This window comes from Rhodopila sp. (assembly GCF_035548095.1).
Lineage (GTDB): Bacteria > Pseudomonadota > Alphaproteobacteria > Acetobacterales > Acetobacteraceae > Rhodopila.
In genome coordinates this window covers 283,484-303,401 of record NZ_DASZUV010000005.1, presented here as the reverse complement: position 1 = coordinate 303,401, position 19,918 = coordinate 283,484, and the positions used below count along the sequence as shown (strand labels likewise).

18 protein-coding genes are annotated in these 19,918 nt (G+C 66.0%); 8 read left to right on the top strand and 10 right to left on the bottom strand.

Annotation, left to right across the window (positions count from 1 at the left end; all coding sequences use genetic code 11):
• Positions 1-387 precede the first annotated feature (387 nt).
• Together VHC04_RS07420 and VHC04_RS07415 are read right to left on the bottom strand one after the other, a co-directional pair.
• Complete coding sequence (locus VHC04_RS07420) at positions 388-1,023, bottom strand: NUDIX domain-containing protein (RefSeq protein ID WP_325679601.1); 636 nt, start codon at positions 1,021-1,023, stop codon at positions 388-390.
• On the bottom strand, positions 1,016-1,837 hold the full coding sequence (locus tag VHC04_RS07415) for a nitroreductase family protein (protein WP_325679599.1): 822 nt from the start codon (positions 1,835-1,837) through the stop codon (positions 1,016-1,018). Before VHC04_RS07415 ends, VHC04_RS07420 begins: the two co-directional genes overlap by 8 nt.
• 125 nt (positions 1,838-1,962) lie before the next feature.
• On the opposite strand from VHC04_RS07415, the gene VHC04_RS07410 reads away from it, so the two are divergent.
• Both VHC04_RS07410 and VHC04_RS07405 read left to right on the top strand, forming a co-directional pair.
• Complete coding sequence (locus VHC04_RS07410; protein WP_325679597.1) at positions 1,963-3,027, top strand: Ldh family oxidoreductase; 1,065 nt, start codon at positions 1,963-1,965, stop codon at positions 3,025-3,027.
• A gap of 219 nt (positions 3,028-3,246) precedes the next feature.
• A complete protein-coding gene (locus tag VHC04_RS07405; RefSeq protein WP_325679595.1) occupies positions 3,247-3,891 on the top strand; it encodes a DUF4082 domain-containing protein in 645 nt (214 codons plus the stop codon).
• Positions 3,892-3,991: 100 nt separating this feature from the next.
• Here VHC04_RS07405 and VHC04_RS07400 read toward each other — a convergent pair whose 3' ends face one another.
• From VHC04_RS07400 to VHC04_RS07390, 3 genes are all read right to left on the bottom strand, one after another.
• A complete protein-coding gene (locus VHC04_RS07400) occupies positions 3,992-4,909 on the bottom strand; it encodes a dihydrodipicolinate synthase family protein (protein WP_325679593.1) in 918 nt (305 codons plus the stop codon).
• The gene (locus tag VHC04_RS07395) at positions 4,906-5,391 is read right to left on the bottom strand and encodes a YcgN family cysteine cluster protein (RefSeq protein WP_325679591.1); all 486 of its coding nucleotides are present in this window, start codon (positions 5,389-5,391) and stop codon (positions 4,906-4,908) included. The genes VHC04_RS07400 and VHC04_RS07395 overlap by 4 nt, the downstream gene beginning before the upstream one ends.
• Before the next feature lie 108 nt (positions 5,392-5,499).
• Positions 5,500-6,342 carry a lipid-binding SYLF domain-containing protein gene (locus tag VHC04_RS07390; protein ID WP_325679589.1) on the bottom strand — a complete coding sequence of 281 codons (843 nt, stop codon included), beginning with the start codon at positions 6,340-6,342 and terminating at the stop codon, positions 5,500-5,502.
• A 322-nt stretch (positions 6,343-6,664) separates the two neighbouring features.
• Here VHC04_RS07390 and VHC04_RS07385 point away from each other — a divergent pair, with 322 nt between their 5' ends.
• The 6 genes from VHC04_RS07385 (at position 6,665) to VHC04_RS07360 (ending at position 13,117) form a co-directional block, all read left to right on the top strand.
• Complete coding sequence (locus VHC04_RS07385; RefSeq protein ID WP_325679586.1) at positions 6,665-7,564, top strand: transporter substrate-binding domain-containing protein; 900 nt, start codon at positions 6,665-6,667, stop codon at positions 7,562-7,564.
• A 19-nt stretch (positions 7,565-7,583) separates the two neighbouring features.
• The gene (locus VHC04_RS07380) at positions 7,584-8,252 is read left to right on the top strand and encodes an amino acid ABC transporter permease (RefSeq protein WP_325679584.1); all 669 of its coding nucleotides are present in this window, start codon (positions 7,584-7,586) and stop codon (positions 8,250-8,252) included.
• 62 nt (positions 8,253-8,314) lie between these two features.
• Positions 8,315-8,761 carry a VOC family protein gene (locus tag VHC04_RS07375; protein WP_325679582.1) on the top strand — a complete coding sequence of 149 codons (447 nt, stop codon included), beginning with the start codon at positions 8,315-8,317 and terminating at the stop codon, positions 8,759-8,761.
• Positions 8,762-8,881: 120 nt separating this feature from the next.
• Entirely contained in the window at positions 8,882-11,563 is a 2,682-nt protein-coding gene (locus VHC04_RS07370; protein ID WP_325679580.1) for an MGH1-like glycoside hydrolase domain-containing protein, read from the top strand.
• Positions 11,564-11,881: 318 nt separating this feature from the next.
• The gene (locus VHC04_RS07365) at positions 11,882-12,460 is read left to right on the top strand and encodes a DUF2852 domain-containing protein (RefSeq protein WP_325679577.1); all 579 of its coding nucleotides are present in this window, start codon (positions 11,882-11,884) and stop codon (positions 12,458-12,460) included.
• A 111-nt stretch (positions 12,461-12,571) separates the two neighbouring features.
• Positions 12,572-13,117, top strand: a complete 546-nt coding sequence (locus VHC04_RS07360) for an NUDIX hydrolase (RefSeq protein ID WP_325679575.1) — start codon at positions 12,572-12,574, stop codon at positions 13,115-13,117.
• An 18-nt stretch (positions 13,118-13,135) separates the two neighbouring features.
• Here VHC04_RS07360 and ligA read toward each other — a convergent pair whose 3' ends face one another.
• The 5 genes from ligA to VHC04_RS07335 form a co-directional block, all read right to left on the bottom strand.
• Positions 13,136-15,205, bottom strand: a complete 2,070-nt coding sequence (ligA, locus tag VHC04_RS07355; RefSeq protein ID WP_325679573.1) for an NAD-dependent DNA ligase LigA — start codon at positions 15,203-15,205, stop codon at positions 13,136-13,138.
• 43 nt (positions 15,206-15,248) lie between these two features.
• Complete coding sequence (gene recN, locus VHC04_RS07350; RefSeq protein WP_325679570.1) at positions 15,249-16,946, bottom strand: DNA repair protein RecN; 1,698 nt, start codon at positions 16,944-16,946, stop codon at positions 15,249-15,251.
• Positions 16,947-16,976: 30 nt separating this feature from the next.
• Positions 16,977-17,828 (bottom strand): outer membrane protein assembly factor BamD, encoded by an 852-nt coding sequence (locus VHC04_RS07345; RefSeq protein ID WP_325679568.1) that lies wholly within the window; start codon positions 17,826-17,828, stop codon positions 16,977-16,979.
• A gap of 55 nt (positions 17,829-17,883) precedes the next feature.
• A complete protein-coding gene (gene lpxC, locus VHC04_RS07340; RefSeq protein ID WP_325679566.1) occupies positions 17,884-18,831 on the bottom strand; it encodes a UDP-3-O-acyl-N-acetylglucosamine deacetylase in 948 nt (315 codons plus the stop codon).
• A 368-nt stretch (positions 18,832-19,199) separates the two neighbouring features.
• On the bottom strand, positions 19,200-19,895 hold the full coding sequence (locus tag VHC04_RS07335; RefSeq protein ID WP_325679564.1) for an RraA family protein: 696 nt from the start codon (positions 19,893-19,895) through the stop codon (positions 19,200-19,202).
• Positions 19,896-19,918: the final 23 nt, after the last annotated feature.

Below are 19,918 nucleotides of genomic sequence, written 5' to 3'. Positions count from 1 at the left end.
GATCGCCGTCACCAGGGCGGGTCGGCAATCGCCTCCCGATCGTATCCGCCAGCACGGCCGCCAGCCGGTGGCGCAGCCCATCACCGCCAGGCACGGAGCCCGCCGTGCCGGACCTGGACGGCGATCCGGACGGGTCAAGCGGCATGCCCTTTGGGGTTCTGCGCGGACGGTCACGGCAGGTCGAAGGACGTGCCGCCGATGCCGCATTCCCGGGTCCAGCGCATGCCGGTAGCGCGTGCCGGTGACGACCGCACCGGTTGTTTCGGCAAAGTCACGGTAACGGCGTCTTCCGCCGGTCCATCGGCGCGGAATAGAACAGATATCAGCGATATCGGCGCTGCCGCTCCGCCGCTGTTTCCCGCCGTGATGACGGGGCTCGCGTGGTCGCTACTCCATCAGCCAGCCGCGGTCCCGCAGCAGGACTGGTGTTTCCTCCAGGGCTTCGCGTTCCGGCTCCGGCAGGCTAAGCCAAAGTTTCAGGCGTTCCAGAACCCGCCGCGTGGGAAGCGCCAGGTCCAGGTCCAACGCTTCCCGCAGCCCGTAAAAACGCAGCCCCTCCAGCTCCCCATCGCCGCCCAGGGTGCCGGAAACATGGTCAGCCTGCACAACCAGAAAGCGCGCGTTGTACCGGATCGGGCTATTCGGCGGCGTCACCGCGCGCGCCAGGTAATGCAACGTATCCAGGCGCGGCGGCCGGCCCAGCGTCAAGCCGGTTTCCTCTTCCAGCTCACGCGCGGCAGCCAGGGCGAGACCAAGAGCCAGGCGTGGGTTCGCCTTCTTGCGCAGGTGCCACTCCGTCCGCGGTGACAGTGGCGTCGCGAACGGCGAGCGCAGGTCTGCCGTGTCGACGCTGCCGCCGGGGAACACCAGCCGGTTGGGCATGAACCGGTGTTTCGCGCCACGCATGCCCATCAGCATGCTCGGTTCGCCGGCTTCTGTCGCCAGGACGATCAGGCTGGCGGCATGCCTGGGCCGCACGGCCCGTGCGCGGGCGGCGGGCAGGGCGGCGGCATCGTCAGGCAAGATCGAATCCTTTCGTCTTCAGATAGGCGGCGAAGCCGAACCGTTCCGGCACCGATAGTTGCCGGGCCACGTTCTCGCTCCAGCCGACCCCTTCGCGCGGCGGGTAGATGTCGTTGTTCTTCAGGCCGCCCGGCGCCACCGGCTCACACGCGCGCCGCCGCTCATCATAGGCGGCAACCGCGGTGTCCAGCGCCGAATCGTCATAGCGTTCGCGATGCACGACGACGGCTGGCGGAAGCCGCATGGCGATCGGACGCCGGAACTGCGGCCAGCCAATGCTGAGCCCGGCCACCGGGTAGACACCGTCTGGCAGGCCCAGCAGCGGTGAAACGCGTTCGATATGGCTCCGCACATAGCTGATCGGGCAGGTGCCCAGGCCGATCGCCTCGGCCGCCGCCATGAAGCCGGCCATCGCCAGCGTGCAGTCCACCGCGGTGTTCAGGAATGTGTCCAGGTTGTTGTTGGCGTGCGGCATGCCGTGCCGGTCGCACAGCCGCTGTCCCCGCCGCATGTCGCCGCACCAGACCAGGAACACCGGCGCGGTCGCGATCCAGTCCATTGTGCCGATCCAGTCGGCGATCTGCTTGATGCGGGCGCGGTCGCGCATCACGATGACGGAATATTGCTGCAGGTCCGATTTCGCCGGCGCCGACTGCGCCGCGGCCAGTAGCCCGTCCAGCAGCGAATCCGGCACGTCCTGAGCGGTGTAGCGGCGCGTCACCCGGCGATCGAGCAGGAAGCGGATCGGCTCCGGCACCTCGGTGTCCGGCAGGTCGATGCCGAACCGCGCCCGCAGCAGACCGGCGGCGTCCAAGCCTGGTTTCCCTGCCTCGTTGTCGGCCACCTCGTCCTCCCAAGGGATGTCTCGTTCGCGGCACCAACCCTTGCCGGAACCGGGCCGACGCGCAAGGCTTGGGGTACCGACCTGGAGGAAACGCCATGCCAGCCTCATACGAGTCCCATCGTGCCCAGCTGAAAGCCATCCTGCGTGCCTGGGGCATGCCGGAGAACAATGCCGAGATCACCGCCGAGATCCTGTCCTGGGCGGACCTGCACGGCGTCGACAGCCACGGCATCTCGATGATCCCCGGTTATGACGGGCTGCGCCGCTCGGGCCGCGCGAAGATGGACGCGGTGCCCAGGATCGTGCGGGAAACGCCGGTCTCGGCCCTGATCGACGGCGGCGGGGGGCTGGGCCATGTGCCCGGCCATTTCGCCATGAGCGTGGCGATCGACAAGGCGAAGAAGATCGGCATGGCGATCAGCGCCGTGCACACGTCCGCCCATTTCGGCGCCGCCGGCTATTACAGCCTGATGGCGGCGAAGCGGGGGCTGATCGGCATCGCCTGCACCTCGGCCTCCGGCATCCAGGTCGCGCCCACCTTCGGCAAGCAGGCTCGGCTGGGTACCGATCCATGGTCCTTCGCGGCGCCCAGCGCGGACGGGGTCCCGTTCCTGCTGGACATGGCCACGACGACCGTGGCGGCCGGACGCATCCGCAACAAGGCCAATGAGGGCCTGCCGACGCCGGACGGGTGGGTGCTGGACGCCGAGGGCCGGCCGAGCAACGATCCGCTGGTGGCGAAGGAGAAGGGCGGGTTCCTGACCTCGCTGGGCGGCTCGCCGGAGAATTCCAGCTACAAGGGCTATGGACTGGCGGTGATGGTGAACATCCTGGCGTCGTGCCTGTCGGGGGCGACGCTGATCACCGACCCGATGCACACGAAGAAGCCGCAGGGGATGGATATCGGTCATTTCTTCATGGCGATCGATCCATCGATTTTCCGTGGGACGGGCGATTTCGAGAAAGACGTGGCGCGCTTCATGAGCGATCTGCGTAGCACGCGGCCGGTCGATCCCGCTCAGCCGGTGATGGTGGCGGGGGATCCGCAGTGGAAGAACGCCGACAAACGGATGAAGGATGGCATTCCGGTCGGCCCCGGCCTGCTGAACCAGGTTCGCCAGATCGCCCAGGCGGCGGCCGCCCCGTGGATGCTGGATTGACCGGCTCCCGGCGCCGGCGGCATGGGACTGTCGCCGGCGCCGGGAGCGTCGAGCCAGGGTGACCCCGACGGCGTCTTGAAGTCCGGCTACCTTTGCTACACTTTTCTTTTTATTGCGGCGTGCCGTGAAATATTCTGTTTGCAATAATTTGGCTGTCTTCCGTAGTTGCAATGGTATTGTTGCGCTGGCACGATATCGTTCATTGCTTTTGATGGTGGGATGGAGGGGGCCATGACGAGAGCTTCAGTGGCCGCGCTGGCAGCCGCGGCGGCGTTTGGTTTCGCGGCATCGGCGCAGGCAACGCCCGTGCTGTCATTCAGCACCGGCACCGGAACGGTTCTGTCGTCGCAACAGGATTTTTCGGTCGGCTGGTCGTTTACGACCACGCAGGCCAGCACGGTGGTGGCGCTGGATGCCTACGATCCCGGCCGGAGCGGGACGGAAGTCCGGCTTTATGACGGCCTTGGCACTTTGGTTGCCAGCGCGATGGTGAGCACCAGCGACCCGACCGAGGGAAGCCCGCTGTTTTATAGCGCCACCCTCACGACGCCGGTAACGCTCGACGCGAACGCAACGTATTATGTCGTGCAGGATCTTCCGGCCGGGCTGGGTGCCTGGTTTACGGTCGATACGCCCGTGACCGAGTCGGCGATCACGTATGGGGCGCCCGTCAGTGCGATCGGTCTCGGCATGAACCCGACGACGGATCTGGCGCTGGGCACCCTGGCCCCCGCCTATTTCGGTCCAAACTTTGACATCACGGCGATACCGGAACCGGTCAGCCTGCTGGCATTTGGATCGGGAATCGCCGGGCTTGCGGCGATCCGCCGCCGCAAGCGGGTTGATGCGGGCTCCGCCGCCTGATCAGCGACAGCCCCCGAAGCGCCGACTGTTCAGCAGGCATCGAGGAGCGATCGGGAATCGATGGAAACCGGCCGGTGGGGACAGCCCCACCGGCCTTCCGTCATGCCGCCTTTGGCAATGTGAGCCCGCTGGCATCGAACACGGTGAACAGCGCCGCTTTCTGCGCGTCGGTCAGTTTCATGTGCGGCGGCCGGATCGTTTCCCAGCGCGGATCGCCGGTGTTGCGCGCCACCAGCGCCTTCAGGCCGGAGATCAACGGCACGGAAATCACCGCCTTGCGGGTTGCCGACAGCACCTCATGCGCCGCCGCGCCGGCCGGCGCATTCCAGGCGGCGTAGACGATCGAGCCGATGGAACAGTTCACGTTGGAGGCCGCGGTAATGCAGCCCGCCGCGCCCTTCTCCAGCAGCGGCTTCAATAGCGTGTCGTCCCCGGCATAGACCTCGAACCCGTCGCCGGCGAAAGCCTCGACATAGGACAGGCCGTTTTCATAGCTGCCGCTGCTGTCCTTGATGCCCTTCACCTTGCCGGGATTGGCCGCGCGCAACCGCTCGATGAACGGCACGGAGAACGGCACGGCTGATTGCTGGGGAAAGTTGTACAGGTAGATCTTGATCGCCCCGCCGACGCGTTGGATGACTTCGTTGAAGTAGGCCAGCAATCCGTCATCGGTGGGATTCTTATAATAGAAGGGCGGCAGCAGCAGCGCGCCGGGACAGCCCATCTTCTCGGCGTGGCGGGTCAGGATGACCGTATCGGTCAGGTTGGCGACGCCGGTCCCGGGCATCATCCTGGCGGCGGGGATGCCGCGGGCGACCAGCCCCTCCAGCACATCCATCCGTTCCTGCAGGCCCAGGCTGTTCGCCTCGCCCGTCGTACCCATGACACCAAGGCCATTGCAGCCATTCGCCAGCAGCCAGCGGCAATGCGCCGCCATCCGGTCCAGGTCGACCGACAGATCCTCATTCATCGGGGTCAGCACGGCGGCGTTCACCCCGCCATACAGCGCATTCTTCATCCATCGGTCTCCTTGCTGGGTGGACGTTTCGTTTTCGGCATCTTGCCAGGCCAGTCAACGATGTGGTTTTCCAACGGGCCGGCCTTGCGTTCCGTTATCGCGCGGCCCTGCACCGACACACCGGCTTCATGTACCGTGTTCGGGTCGCCGGACACCAGTGGATGCCACCAGTAAAGGTCCTTGCCCTCGTGTAGCAGGCGATAGGCGCAGCTCGGCGGCAGCCAGTCGATTTCGCCCAGCGCCGCCGGAGTCAGGCTGACGCAGTCAGGCACCCAGCGGCGGCGGCGCGGATAGTCCTTGCACCGGCAACTCTGAAGGTCGAGCATGCGGCAGGCGACGTTGGTGAACGCCAGCTCATCGGTATCCAGGTCGCGCAGCTTGTGCAGACAGCACCGCCCGCAGCCGTCGCAGAGCGACTCCCACTCGGCGCTGTTCATGTCCTCCAGGCGTTTCGTCTTCCAGAACGGCAGATCGCGAGCCATGGGTCCCAGGCTAGCGGCAAAGCAGCGTGGTTGATACCCGCCCGGTCGGCCCGCCCGGTCGCGCGATGCCTTTATTGCCACTGGCGCTCGCGCGGCCGGTCCCGCCGGCTACCTGGCGGCTGGGAGGCTCTGTTCCTGAACGGGTCCGCGGCCGGTAGCGGCGGGCGGTGTCAGATAGGTCGGGTTTGCGGAAGCCGGCGCGGCGGGCTGGTAGCCGGGGGGAACCTGCGAGGGCTGGGCCGGGGCGGGAGGCGGCACGGCCGCCTGCGGCGTGCCGAACCGCGTCAGCAGATCGCGCAGCGGATCGGCGCCGGGATTGGAACCTTGCATTTCGATCACGATCTGACGGGCAGCGAATGGCTGTCCGTAATAGGATCTGTTCCAGTCGGTCAGCGACGTCATCAGGCTGCCTTCCAGGGAGATCCCGCCATACAGCCCGCGGGCCGCCGAGAAGGCCAGGATGTCGGCGCCCACCGCGGCGGTCGTGGAGCCCTGGATGCCGGCGCCCAGCGTCGCCACCGCGATCGAGGCGGAGCCGCCGATCTTGAACTGGCTGTCCAGGATCGCGTTCAGGCCCTTGTCCGTCATGATCAGCATCAGCAGCTGGCTGTCCTGAATGCCGATCTGCAGGCCGAAGCTGCCGCTGCCGATATTGTAGAAGGCGGGATAGGACCACGTGCCGTTGCCGGCGCGGGCCAGCAGGACGCAGCGGCCACCTTCTCCACCGAAGAAAAATCCGGCCTTGAAGATGCGCGGACAGATCATCACCGCCTTCGCCCTGTGCAGGAAGTCGCGCGGGCCGTTGCTGATCGTCTGCGTCATCATCTCCTGGGTCGCCAGCGCGGACCGGTCGACCAGTGTCTGCTGCTCCCCCTGCGTGGTGGGGCCGCCGCAGCCTGACCCGACCGACACCAGAAACACCAGGGCGGCCGTCATCAATAGTTTTCTCATCGCGTGTCTCCCGCCATCCTAGGCCAATAGCCTTACGCCTTGCGCCCGATTCGGGCGGAATCATGCCGGGAGGCCGTCGAATCCGGCATCGGTCGCGGGGTCACCCCGCCCGCGCCGGCCGGTGCGGTCACCACGCAACCGCGTGAGCCCGCCGCGCGCGGACGAGTGCCAGAGTGGTCCGAAACCGAGTGGCCCGAAACCAGAGTGGCCCGCAACATGCAGACCCATTCCGCTTGGAGCCGTATTGTGGTGCTGCGTGCGCACCTATTGTGGTGCATAACGATGCGATCACGAGTCTCACGGCATGAGCATGAGGTGGTGCATGAGCGACGAACTCCGGACCGACATGATCCAGACCACGGCACCGAGGCCCGGCATCTCGCGGCGCCTGGGGCTGTCCGCCGCCGCATCGATCCCGGCCGCGGCCCTTGGCCTGGTCGGTATTCGCGGCGCGCGGGCCGCGGATGCCTCCGACAGCACGTTCGACCGTGTGCGCGGCACCAAGATCCTCCGCATCGCCGTGCTGCCCGGCGAATTGCCGTATTTCCAGAAGGACCTGGCCACGGGGGAATGGTCGGGTGCCGCCATTGCCATGGCGCAGGACATCGCCAAGGTCTTCGACGCGAAGCTCACCTACCTGGAATCCACCTATGGGAACTCGGTGCTGGACCTGCAGTCCAACAAGATCGACCTCGCCTTCGCGCTGAACCCGACGCCGGCGCGGGCGCTGTCCATCGGTTTCACCGATCCGATGATTACCCATCCGTTCGGATGCCTTGCCCGCAAGGGCCTGGCGCCCAAGGTCTGGGACGATTTGAACAAGCCGGAGCTGACCGTGGTGTTCGATATCGGCTCCCTGCATGAGACGGTGGCGCGGCGCTATTGCCCGAAAGCCAACCTGGTCGGCTACAAGACGCGCGACGAGTGCACGCTGGCGCTGCAGTCGGGTCGGGCGGATGCGCATGTCCAGGCGGCGCTGCTGGGCTTGTCCACGGTTGGCAAGAACCCGTCGCTGGGACCGTATTATCTGCTGACCGATCCGACGGTTGCCCTGCCGAGCAGCATGGGCGTGCAGCGGGAGCCGGATACGCGCTTCAGAGAGGTGCTGAACGCCTGGCTGCAGATGAACCGCGGTACCGGCCAGATCCGTGAATGGATGCTGGACGGTGTCGCCAAGTTCGGTATCGATCGCAAGCAGCTACCCCCGAACCTGACGTTCTGAGCCGCGCGCGCCGCCCGGCATGCATTATCAGTGGGATTTCGTCTTCCTGCTGCGCTATGCGCCGCTGTTCTGGCGCGGGGTCGGTGTCACTCTTGCCTATACCTTCGCCACGATCGTCATCGGCCTGGTGATCGGCCTGCTGGTCGGGCTGGGCCGGCTGTCGAAATCCAGGCTGCTGAACATCCCGCTGATCGGCTTCATCGAGGTGTTCCGCTGCACGCCGGTCCTGGTGCAGATCGTCTGGTTCTACTATGCGCTGCCCGTGCTGCTGGGCATTCAGATTCCCGCCATCATCGCCGCCGGACTGACGTTGTCCTGCTATACCGGCGCCTTCTACGCGGAGATCTTCCGGGGCGGCATCATCTCCATCGAGCAGGGGCAGTGGGATGCCGCGCGGGCACTGGGTCTGAGCCGGTGGCGCATGATGCGGCACGTGATCCTGCCGCAGGCCATCCGCCGGATGATCCCGCCCTTCGTCAACCAATCGGTCACGCAGTTGAAGAACACATCGCTGGTATCGACCATCGCGGTGCCGGACCTGCTGTACAATGGAACCTTGATCACCGCGGACACCTATCGCCCGCTGGAGGTCTACACGGTCGTGGCGGTGATCTATTTCATCCTGCTGTTCCCCAGCACGATGCTGGCGCAATACTATGAGCGGCGGCTCGCGCGGCGGCCGAACTGAAGGGCGGTCGCCGGGGGGATGAAACGGCCGCGGGATGCCCAGCCAAGACACAGGAGGCGTCGATGCAAAGTCCGGATACGGCACCCGGTTTCCACCATGTCGCGATTCGCGCGATCGACTTTGACGAAACGATCCGGTTCTACACCGAGGGCCTGGGTTTTGGCGTGCGCTACCGGTTCTCGGTGCCAGGCCGCATCGACAGAGCCGCCTTCCTCGATGCCGGCGACGGGCGCTGCATCGAGGTGTTCGGCCAGGATTCCATTGTCCAGTCGGAGGGGCGGCGGCGCCAGCCGCATGAGGAACCGACGGAGGGCGCGCTGCTGCATTTCTGTCTGCGCGTCACCGACACGCCCGCCGCGTATCGCAAGGCACTCGCCGCCGGCGCCGTCTCCCGCGTCGAGCCAGTCATCCGCCAACTGGGCCAGGACCCGCTGGTTGAGGTGCATATCGCCTTTGTCACCGGTCCGAACGGCGAGGTGATCGAGTTCCTGCACAGCGACCAATTGTGACATTCCGGTTGCGCGGCCGGATGCGTGTTGGCGTCCGTCGCGCCGCCGGGATAAAGCCGGACGCGATAGCGGCGCACCGGGTGGGGGGCCCTGAGCCTTGGATCAAGTCATGAGCGAGCGATGCACGGCCGTCTTCTGAATACCGCCGAGGGCAAGCGCCTGAGCGAGGATCGCGCCGCCTGGCTGCACTGGGGCCCCTATCTGGCGGAGCGCGAATGGGGGACCGTCCGAGAAGATTATTCCGCGGACGGCAATGCCTGGGATTATCTGCCGTTCGACGCCTCCCGCAGCAGGGCATACCGATGGGGCGAGGACGGTATTGCCGGCTTCACCGACGACCGGCTGCGCTGGTGCCTGTCGGTTGCCCTGTGGAACGGCAAGGACCCGATCCTGAAGGAGCGGATGTTCGGCCTGACCAATCAGCAGGGCAACCATGGCGAGGACGTCAAGGAACTGTATTACTTCCTGGATGGGACGCCGTCGCATTCGTATATGCGGATGCTCTACAAATACCCGCAGGCCGAATTCCCATATCAGAGGCTGATCGAGGAGAATGCGCGCCGCGGCCAGGATCAGCGTGAATACGAGCTGACCGACACCGGCGTGTTCGCGGAGAATCGCTATTTCGACGTGACCGTCGAATACGCCAAGGCGTCCCCCGAGGACGTGCTGATCCGCATCACCGTCGCAAACCGGGGACCGGAGGCCGCCGATCTGCAAGTGCTGCCGACCTTGTGGGCACGCAACACCTGGGACTGGCGGCCGGGTATCCCGATCCCCGCCTTGCGGGTGGTGGGCGGCGCCGTCGCCGCGACCCACAACCGCATGAGCGAGCGTCGATTCTATATCGACACCCATGCGCCCTGGCTGTTCTGCCGTAACGAAACCAATACACAGAAACTATATGGCTCGGATGAGCCCGGGCCGTTCAAGGACGGCATCAACGACTTCGTCGTGAACGGGCGGAAGGAAGCGATCGACCGCGCGACGGGCACCAAGGTCTCGGCCCAGGTAAAGCTGACGGTGCCGCCAGGCGGGCAGACGGTGATCCGGCTGCGCTGGCGGCCGGCGGAGTTGAAGGCCGATCCGTTCGCCGATCACGATGAGATCATGGCCGCCCGGATCGCGGATGCCGACGAATTCTATGCGGCTTTGCAGCAGAACATCGAGGACGAGGACGCGCGCGCGGTGCAGCGCCAGGCGTTGGCCGGCATGCTGTGGTCGAAGATGTTCTATCGTTTCGATGTGCGCCGCTGGCTGGATGGCGATCCGCTGCAGCCGCCGCCACCGCCGGGTCGGGAGCACATCCGCAACCGCGACTGGCGGCACCTGAACAACCGCGAGATCATCTCCATGCCGGATACCTGGGAATACCCCTGGTATGCCGCCTGGGATCTGGCGTTTCACGCCGTGACCTTCGCGCTGATCGACCCGACCTTCGCCAAGCAGCAGCTGATGCTGCTGACGCATGAATGGTACATGCACCCCAACGGGTCCCTGCCGGCCTATGAATGGGATTTCAACCAGGCCAATCCGCCGGTGCATGCCTGGGCCGCCTGGCGCGTCTTCCGCATGGACGCGGCGCTGACGGGGAAACCGGATTTCGCCTTCCTGGAAGAGATCTTCCTGAAGCTGCTGATCAACTTCACCGGATGGGTCAACCGCAACGACGTGGAGGGACGCAACGTCTTCCAGGGTGGCTTCCTGGGGCTGGACAATATCGAGGTATTCGACCGGTCCCAACATCTGCCGGTGGCGGGCATCATCGATCAGTCCGACGGCACGTCCTGGATGGCGATGTACGCGCTGAACATGATGCGCATCGCCCTGGAACTGGCGACGCGCGATCCGGTCTACCAATCCACCGCCACCAAGTTCTTCGAGCATTTCCTGGCCATCGCCGAGGTGATGACCCGCCAGTCGGGCCAGCTCGGGCTGTGGGACGAGAAGGAGCAATTCTATTTCAACGTGCTGCGCCGCCCCGATGGATCATCGATCCCGCTGCGCCTGTTTTCCATCGTCGGGCTGTTTCCGCTGCTTGCCGTGGAAGTGCTGGAACCCGACACGATCGCGCGCAACCCGGTCTTTGCCAGCCGCCTGAACTGGGTGCTGGAGCATCGTCCGGACCTCGCCGCGCTGGTGTCGAACTGGGACATCGAGGGGCAGGGCGCCCGGCGCCTGCTATCCCTGCTGCGAGGGCATCGGATCAAGCGGCTGCTGCGGCGGATGCTGGATGAGGCGGCATTCTTCTCTCCCTACGGCGTGCGCAGCGTGTCGAAGCTGCACAAGGACAAGCCGTTCACATTGGATCTGGACGGCCAGCATTTCAGCGTCAACTATGTGCCGGGCGAAAGCGATACGCGCGCCTTCGGCGGCAACTCAAATTGGCGCGGCCCGATCTGGATGCCGGTGAACTTCATGCTGGCGGAGGCGCTGTATGGTTTCTACCGCTACTACGGCGACGATTTTCAAGTGGAATATCCCGTCGATTCGGGCGAAACACGCAGCTTGAAGGAGATCGCGGATGAGCTGACGGCGCGTCTGACGCATCTGTTCCTGCGCGGCAAGGATGGCCGCCGCCCCGCCATGGGGCCGAGCGACTTTGTGCACGATGATCCACATTTCCGCGACCGGTTGCTGTTTCATGAGTATTTCCATGGCGAAACAGGCGAAGGCCTCGGTGCCTCCCACCAGACAGGCTGGACCGGCCTGATCGCCCTTCTGCTGCACCATCGAAACAATGAAGATCCGACACGGATGGACGTGAGCCTCGAGCCTGGCCAGCCTTCGGATTCCGTGTAGAGACACGGACCAGGACAGACAGGCGTGAGTCGCGTCTTGCCATGAGCCCCCGTGTCGGTCCGGGACCTGAGACTTGTTCATGGAACGCCGCCGGCAACCACACGCCGCGGCTTGCCTTCATCGCTGAATCCGACCGCACCCGGACGGTGGCGATGATAAAGACCGCCGGCCTGGCCGGCGTGCCGCGGGTCGGCCATCCGCATCCGCCAGCCCACAACCCGGCCCGTTCCGCTCGCCCGATTTCTCCGACGGTTTGTCTTGACTTGGTCACGCGTCACCACCAATGTAAATGTGTCTTACATTCACATGGAGCCCTCGATGACGAGCGCTGCGCCTCAAGACACCTATTACGGGCAAGCCTGGGGCACAGGGCCCTGGGGTGCGAACCCCGGCCCGTCGGCCGGCGGATGGCGCGATCAGCCCGGGGCGAGTGGTGGCCCGTGGGGCCAGCGGCCCTGGGCGCCGTTCTGGTATCCGCCGGGGATCGCCCGGCCGATGGCCATCGCGTTGACCGTGCTTGGTTTCATCTTCTGGTGGCCGGTCGGACTGGCCGTGCTGTTCTACATGATTGGGAGTGGTCGCATGGGATGCTTCGGACGCCGCCGCAGGGCATGGATGGCGCGGAATGGCGGCCTGCCTTGGGATGAGTGGAAGGCCTGGGCGTGCGGAGCGCCGGCCAGCGGCCTCGGCCCGTCCAGCGGCAATCATGCCTTCGATGAATACAAGGCCGAGACCCTGCGCCGGCTGGAGGAGGAACAGAAGGAATTCGGCGCCTTCCTGGAGCGGCTGCGCTTCGCCAAGGACAAGGCCGAGTTCGACCAGTTCATGGCGGAACGGCGCAATCGTCCGCCGGCGCCGCCGGCCCCCCCATCGGGTGAGGATCGGCCATCCGCCTGACTCTGGCTCCCGCGGGCATCGAAGGGCCGTGCCGTCAGGCGCGGCTCTTTTGTGTCGCCGTGTGATGCAAATCGCTGGCGTCAGCACCTGGGCGGCTGCACCATCCCCGCGATGAGCAGCCCGTACATCACATTGTCCTCCCGCATCGCCTACCAGAACCGCTGGCTTCGCATCCGCGAAGACCGGATTCGGCACAAGGATGGCTCACCCGGGCTGTATGGCGTGGTGGAGCGGACGGATTTCGTGGTGATCGTCCCATTCCGCGATGGCCGGGTGACGCTGGTAGAGCAGTATCGCTATCCGGTCGGCGAACGGGTCTGGGAGTTTCCGATGGGCAGCATGCCGAGTCCATCGGCGGATGTGATGCCCGAAACGGCGGCGGCCGCTGAGCTGCGCGAGGAGACCGGCATGGTGGCAGAGCGTTTGGATTGCATCGGCACGATCTTTCAGGGACCGGGCTACTGCACGCAGCGGGGCCATATTTTCCTCGCGCGCGGTCTTCGAGAGGGTGAGCCGGACCGAGAGGCCAGCGAGTTGGACATGATCTGTCGATGGGTCAGCGTGCCGGAGCTGGAGACGATGATCCGCGACGGCACGGTCTGCGAGTCGATGACCCTGTCCGCCTACAGCCTGCTGCGGCTGCGGGGATTGTTGTAGCGATCCGTCCGGTCCTCGCTACTCGATCAACGCCCGCCACTCGGCCTCGGTCAGCGTCTTCACGCCCAGCTCCACGGCCTTGCGAGCCTTGGAGCCGGCATCGGCACCGACCACCACGATGTCGGTCTTCTTCGACACCGAGTCCGTCACCTTGGCGCCAAGCGCCTCGGCGCGGGCCTTGGCTTCAGGGCGGGTCATGGTTTCCAGAGTGCCGGTGAATACAACCGTCTTGCCAGCGATCGCGCTGTCAGCGGACTGCTCGACCACCGTTTCCTCGATACTCAGCTCCGCGGCCAGCTGGTCCAGCGTATCGATGTTGCGCTGTTCCGAAAAGAACTCCGCCAATTCCTCGGCGATGGCCGGCCCGATCCCGATGATGCTGCCCAGGGCCAGCCGTTCGTCGGAGCCGATCACGGTTGCCTTGATCATCTGATCCCGCCAGTTCACGAAGCTGCCATAGTGGCGGGCGAGCAGCCGTGCGTTGGTTGCCCCGATGCGTCGAATGCCCAGGGCGTAGATGAACCGGTCCAGCGGCACGCGGCGGCGCGCCTCGATCGCCCGCGACAGGTTGCGCGCCGACGTCTTGCCCCAGCCTTCGCGCTCGGCGATCTGCGCTTCCCGTTCCGGCAGGTGGAACAGGTCGGCGGGGCTGTGCAGCCAGCCCTCGTCGTAGAACTCCTGGATGGTCTTCTCGCCCAGGCCGTCAATGTCGAAGGCGGGGCGGGACACGAAATGGACCAGCCGCTCCACCCGCTGAGCCGGACAGATCAGGCCGCCGGTGCAGCGCCGGACGACCTCGCCGGGCGGGCGGACGGCATGGCTGCCGCAGGCGGGACAGATATCGGGAAATACGTAGGGTTTGGCGTCGGCGGGCCGGCGCTCCGCCACCACCGCGACGATCTGGGGAATCACGTCGCCGGCGCGTTGCAGGATGACCGTGTCGCCGACGCGGATGTCCTTGCGGGCGATTTCGTCCTCATTGTGCAAGGTCGCATTCTGCACCAGCACGCCGCCGACATTGACCGGTTCCAGCCGAGCGACGGGTGTCAGGGCGCCGGTGCGGCCGACCTGGATGCCAATCCCCTTCAGTACCGTCGTGGCCTGTTCCGCCGGGAATTTCCAGGCGATCGCCCAGCGCGGGGCGCGTCCGACGAAACCCAGGCGGGTCTGCAGCTTCAGATCGTCGATCTTGTAGACGACGCCATCGATGTCGTAGCCCAGGCTGGCGCGTTGCAGGCCGATCTCCGTCTGGAACGCCTCGGCCTCCGACTCGTCTTCCAGGCGGCGGGAGAGCGGATTGACGTCGAAGCCCCAGTCCTGCAGCCGCTGCAGATAGGTCCAGTGGGTTTCCGCCACCGGTACGCTGCTTTCACCCTGGGCATAGGCGAACAGCGACAACGCCCGCTCGGCGGTGATCGAGGGGTCGAGTTGCCGCAGGCTGCCGGCCGCGGCGTTGCGTGGATTGGCGAAGATCTTGCCACCGGCCTTGGCCTGGGCCTCGTTCAACGCAAGGAAGTCGGCCTTCGTCATGAACACCTCGCCGCGCACCTCGATCAGCGCTGGGGCGTGACCGCGGAGCTTTTCCGGAACCGAGGCGATCGTGCGCAGGTTCGCCGTGACATCCTCGCCTTCCGTGCCGTCGCCGCGCGTGGCGCCGCGGACGAAATGCCCGTGCTCATAGGTCAAGCTGATCGACAATCCGTCGATCTTTGGTTCGGCCACGAAGACAAGGCGGTCGGTCAGGCCCAGGAACCGGCGGATACGACCGCAGAAGTCGCGAAATTCCTCGGCACCGAAGGCATTGTCGAGCGACAGCATCGGTACCCGATGGCGCACCTTGGCAAAGCCGCTTTCCGGTGCGCCGCCCACGCGGTTCGAGGGTGAGTCGGCGCGGATCAGCGACGGGAAACGGGCTTCGATCGCGGCATTGCGGCGGCGGAGCGCGTCGTATTCGGCGTCGGCGATTTCGGGCGTGTCGCGCGTATGGTAGGCGGCGTCGTGATGCGCGATTTCCGTCGCGAGCCGCGCCAACTCCACGGCGGCGTCCTCCGGGCTGAGGTCTTCGATGGGACGTGGATTGGCGCTCATCAGACGAAGGAGGTTAGCATTCCACAGCGTATGGCAAAATCGGTTACCCGGCCACGCCCAGCAGGTCGTCCGCCGCCGCGCGGGCGGATTCGGTAATTGTTTCGCCGGCCAGCATGCGGGCGATCTCCTCACGGCGTTCGGTGTCTTCCAGCCGTTCCACCTGCGTCACCGTGCGGTCACGGCTCATCGCCTTGACCACGCGCAGATGTGCCGCGCCGCGGGCCGCGACCTGCGGGCTGTGGGTGACGACCAGCACCTGCACCTGATCCGCCACCCGCACCAGCCGTTCACCCACCGCGGCGGCGGTGGCGCCACCAATGCCGGAATCGACCTCGTCGAACACCAGCGTCGGCACGGCCGACCCGGCCAACAGCACGACTTTCATCGCCAGCATCAACCGCGACAATTCGCCGCCCGAGGCGACGCGTGCCAGTGGCCCGGCCGCCTGCCCCGGGTTGGTGGCGATCAGGAACCGCACCTGATCCATTCCCGCCGCGCCCCAATCGTCCTCGGGCCGGCGTTCGACCGCCACGGCGAAGCGGGCCTTGTCCAGGCGCAGCGGCGGCAGCTCCCGCATCACGGCCTTCTGTAGCTTGACCGCCGCCGCCGAGCGGGCTGCCGACAGATCGGCGGCGGCGGCCAGGTAGGCGTCCCGCGCACTTCGAGCGGCCTGCTCCAGGGCGATCACTTCGGCCGCACCGGTTTCCAGGGCGGCAAGGCGGGATGCCAGCGTGTCGAGCAGGGCGGGGAGGTCGGCAACGGCGACGCTGTGCTTGCGCGCGGCGGCGCGCAGGGCGAACAGCCGCTCTTCGGCCAGTTCCAGCATGCGCGGATCGGCGTCCGCCTCGGCGGCGAGACGGGTCAACAGCGTCTCCGCCTCGGCCAGGGCCTCTTCCGCGCGTTCCAACGCCGCCATCGCCGGTTCGGCCGGGTTCGCGGTCGTTTCCTCGGCCGTGCCGCTTGGCGCCAGGCGCTGGAGTGCGCGGGACGCGGCCCGCAAGGCGGCGGCCGGACCGGTCGAGCGCCGGTCCCGCGGCGTGAGTTCCGACAACGCGGCATGGATCGCTTCCACCCGGCGTTCCTGCTGCTGCAGGCGATGACGCTCCCTTGCGAGCATCTCCTCCTCATCGGCCATGGGCTTCAGCGCCGCCAGCTCGTCGACCGCGTGGCGCAGATAGTCCTCGTCCCGCTCCGCCTGGGCGATGGCTTCCCTGGCCATGCTCAGGGCCTCGACCGCCTTGCGCCAATCGCGCCAGCTTTCGGTGACGCTGGCGCGCAGCCTCGGCGAGACCCCGAACGCGTCCAGCAAACCGGCATGTCCGGCCGGGTCGGCCAGGCCCATCTGCTCGTGCTGGCCCTGGACCTCCACCAGCAAGGCGCCGACCCGGCGCAGCAGGGCAACACCAACCGGCTGGTCGTTGATGAACGCGCGGGAGCGTCCATCCCGGCCGATGACGCGCCGCAATACAATCTCGTCCTCATGATCCAGCCCGTGCTCCCGCAGCACCGGCGCGACCGGATGGTTCGACGGGGGCATGAAGCAGGCGGTGACCGAGGCTTGTTCGGCTCCCTCTCGCACCAGGCCGCTTTCGGCGCGCGCGCCAAGCGCCAGGCCGAGACTGTCGAGCAGAATGGATTTGCCGGCCCCGGTTTCGCCGGTCAGCACCGTCAATCCGCGGCCAAACGCCAGATCCAGGCGTTCGATCAGCACGACGTCGCGGATGGACAGCGCGGTCAGCATGCCGCGATGTTACCGGCCGTCGCCGCGTCGTTAAAACACCGAATCCCACATGCGCGTGAAGAAGCCCTTCGGCCTTTCCTCTTCGGGGATCTCGTTCCCCGTTGCCACCCCGTCCCGGACGAGCTGGTTGTAGCTGTCGCGATACCAGTCGCTGCCGGGATAGTTGTAGCCAAGCACCGCCGCGGTCTGGCGGGCTTGCTCTGGAAGACCAAGGGTCAGGTAGATCTCGGTGAGCCGGAGCAGCGCCTCGGGGACATGGTTGGTGGTCTGGTATTCGTTGACCACACGCTGGAACCGGCCGATCGCCGCTTCATACAAATGCTGCTTCTGGTAGTAGCGTCCGATTTCCATCTCCTTGCCGGCCAGATGATCGACGCATAGATCGATCTTCAGCTTGGCGTCGCGGGCGTAGCTGGTATCGGGAAAGCGGTTCACCACCTCCTGCAGCGCGTTCATCGCCTGCTCCGTACCCTTCTGATCCCGCTGGATATCGGCGATCTGCTCATAATAGCTAAGCGCCCGCAGATAGTAGGCATAGGCGATATCGCGATGCGCCGGATGCAGCTGAATGAACCGATCGAGCTGGCCGATCGCATCGGTATACTTGTTCTGCTGGTACAGCGAATAGCCGTACATCAGCTGTGCGTTCACCGCCCAGGACGAGTACGGATAGTTGGCCTCAACGGCGTTGAACTGTTCGTCCGCCGTCGAGAACCGGCGGGCGTTCAGCGCGTCGATGCCGTGGCTGTACATCTCTTCGGCCGTTCCGGTCGGGCCGGAGGGTGTGCTGTCGCTCGACTTGCTGCCGCTGCATGCTGAGAGGAGAGGCAGCGCGACCACCAAGGCCGCAGCCAATGACAACGCGGGGCGAGTCTGGTTCATGGGCGGCTTATATCATCGGCGTCGCGGCGGGGAAGACGATTGTCGTCCCGCGCGCTCACGCCGCGGCCGACAGTTTCCCGGCTTCTGAAGCCCGCCAATCCGCGGCCTGGGCGAACAGCGTATGAAGCAGGCGGTTGTTCAGCGTATGGCCGGTGCGATGGGCCACGAACCGGCCATGCAGGCATGCGCCCGCCAAGGCGAGATCGCCCACCGCGTCCAGCAGCTTGTGGTGGACGAATTCCTTGTCCATCCGCAGCCCGCCCGGGTTGAGGATCGAATCGCCATCGACGACGACCGCATTGTCCAGGCTGCCGCCTCGCGCCAGGCCGCTGGCCCGCAACTGCTCGACCTCGGCCGCCATGGCGAAGGTGCGGGCGTTGGCCAGGCGATGGCGGAAATTGTCCGAGGTCAGCCGCAGCGTCTCGCTTTGCTGACCGATGACAGGGGCCTTGAAATCGATCGACAGCTCCATCTCCAGCGTCGGCTGGCCGTTTCGCGGCAACGGGCCGAGGGGCCGCAGTTCGGCCCAGGCCTCTCCGGCGGCCACCCGGACAGGGGTCCGCACCTCGATGACCGCGCGCGGCGCGTCCTGCTCCACGGATCCCGCGCAGTCGAGCAGGAACAGATAAGGGCCGGCAGAGCCATCCAGGATCGGGACTTCGGGGCCATCGACCTCGATCAAGGCATTGTCGATGCCGGCGCCGTGGAATGCCGCCATGATGTGTTCGATCGTGCCGACACGGGCCGAAGGCATCGCGGGGTCGGCGATGACGGTGCATAGCCGCGTCTCACACACGGTGTCGTAGCGGGCCGGGATGGTGCGGTTCAGGTCGGTGCGTTGAAAGACGATGCCGTGCCCGGCCTCGGCCGGGCGGATGACCAGGCGTGTCTTGCGGCCGGAGTGGACGCCGATGCCGACGCAATCGATCGCGGTCTTGAGCGTCCGCTGACGGAACCCGTTCGGGTTCGCCTCCGTAAGAGGAAACGTGACAAGTCGATCCATGCGAGTCGTATTCCGGCGCTGATCCATACATTGCATAGCCGCAATGCACCGGTCAGGGCGAATCAAGGTTTATTGCCCAGTGTTACTCTCCAACTAACTGGTTTTGTTGAATTTGTTGCTTCGCACCGTCGCGTTCGGCAGACCGTGAGTCACGCTTCGTGGCATGCAGTGCAGCAAAAGTGCCATCCGGCGGGGAATGCCGGCCCCGTGCGGGAGCGGCTGCCCATCCTGTCACCGGCGCCGCCGTGGTGCCCGCGACCGTGATGCCCGCGACCGTGATGCCCGCGGTGTCCGTGTGACGGTGTCTCCTGCCGGGGGCACCCCGACGGGCAGTCCCCGGCAGGCGGCCTTGGTTCAGCGGATCGTGCTCAATGGATCTCGCCCGACCGCTTCAGCGCGTCCCGCAGCTTGGCGGGGGTAAAGCCCGGTGCCTTGCAGACATCCAGGATCACCTTCTCCCGCCGCGACACGAGGTCGATCGCCGCCGGCAACTTGCGCACCGCATCGGCCGGCACAACAACGGCGCCATGATAATCGGCGTGGACCACGTCGTTATGCCCGACCTGCATGCCGAATATATTCACCGGCTTGCCGAAATCGACCATGTGTACCCACGCATGGCTCGGCCCCACCCGGCCGCCGATCATCTGGAACCCCTCGGCCCACATCCCCAGGTCGCGGAACGAGCCATTGGTGACGCAGCCCAGGCATCCCAGGGCCTTGTGGATGGTCGACTGCACCTCTCCCCAATAGGCACCATAGCCGACACGGCCGTCGATATCCTGCAGCACGGCGATGGTCGGCAGGTCCGTGCGGGCGACATAGTCATACCAGTCCGCCCGGTCGGTCACCTTGCCGCGTGGCGGTTCGGTGGAGCGGATCATGCCGACGCGGGCCAAACCGACGATCGGCGGGGCCTTGGGATCGGTGCAGACCATCGGTTCGACCGTGTAGCCGAAGGCGCGCCGCTCCGGATTGGTGATCTCCAGCCCGTTGCAGATGGTCGGCGTGTCCCACTGCGCCAGCAGATCGAGGTCGGCCTGATTGAAGGGAAAGTCGGCCATGACGTCTCCTTTTCGTGTCGGGT

Excerpts from the sequence above, each read along its gene's own strand:
- VHC04_RS07410 (WP_325679597.1), top strand. The coding sequence starts at position 1,963 with ATGCCAGCCTCATACGAGTCCCATCGTGCCCAGCTGAAAGCCATCCTG.
- VHC04_RS07405 (WP_325679595.1), top strand. The coding sequence starts at position 3,247 with ATGGAGGGGGCCATGACGAGAGCTTCAGTGGCCGCGCTGGCAGCCGCG.
- VHC04_RS07400 (WP_325679593.1), bottom strand. The coding sequence starts at position 4,909 with ATGAAGAATGCGCTGTATGGCGGGGTGAACGCCGCCGTGCTGACCCCG.
- VHC04_RS07395 (WP_325679591.1), bottom strand. The coding sequence starts at position 5,391 with ATGGCTCGCGATCTGCCGTTCTGGAAGACGAAACGCCTGGAGGACATG.
- VHC04_RS07390 (WP_325679589.1), bottom strand. The coding sequence starts at position 6,342 with ATGAGAAAACTATTGATGACGGCCGCCCTGGTGTTTCTGGTGTCGGTC.
- VHC04_RS07385 (WP_325679586.1), top strand. The coding sequence starts at position 6,665 with ATGAGCGACGAACTCCGGACCGACATGATCCAGACCACGGCACCGAGG.
- VHC04_RS07380 (WP_325679584.1), top strand. The coding sequence starts at position 7,584 with ATGCATTATCAGTGGGATTTCGTCTTCCTGCTGCGCTATGCGCCGCTG.
- VHC04_RS07375 (WP_325679582.1), top strand. The coding sequence starts at position 8,315 with ATGCAAAGTCCGGATACGGCACCCGGTTTCCACCATGTCGCGATTCGC.
- VHC04_RS07370 (WP_325679580.1), top strand. The coding sequence starts at position 8,882 with ATGCACGGCCGTCTTCTGAATACCGCCGAGGGCAAGCGCCTGAGCGAG.
- VHC04_RS07365 (WP_325679577.1), top strand. The coding sequence starts at position 11,882 with ATGACGAGCGCTGCGCCTCAAGACACCTATTACGGGCAAGCCTGGGGC.
- VHC04_RS07360 (WP_325679575.1), top strand. The coding sequence starts at position 12,572 with ATGAGCAGCCCGTACATCACATTGTCCTCCCGCATCGCCTACCAGAAC.
- ligA (WP_325679573.1), bottom strand. The coding sequence starts at position 15,205 with ATGAGCGCCAATCCACGTCCCATCGAAGACCTCAGCCCGGAGGACGCC.
- recN (WP_325679570.1), bottom strand. The coding sequence starts at position 16,946 with ATGCTGACCGCGCTGTCCATCCGCGACGTCGTGCTGATCGAACGCCTG.
- VHC04_RS07345 (WP_325679568.1), bottom strand. The coding sequence starts at position 17,828 with ATGAACCAGACTCGCCCCGCGTTGTCATTGGCTGCGGCCTTGGTGGTC.
- lpxC (WP_325679566.1), bottom strand. The coding sequence starts at position 18,831 with ATGGATCGACTTGTCACGTTTCCTCTTACGGAGGCGAACCCGAACGGG.
- VHC04_RS07335 (WP_325679564.1), bottom strand. The coding sequence starts at position 19,895 with ATGGCCGACTTTCCCTTCAATCAGGCCGACCTCGATCTGCTGGCGCAG.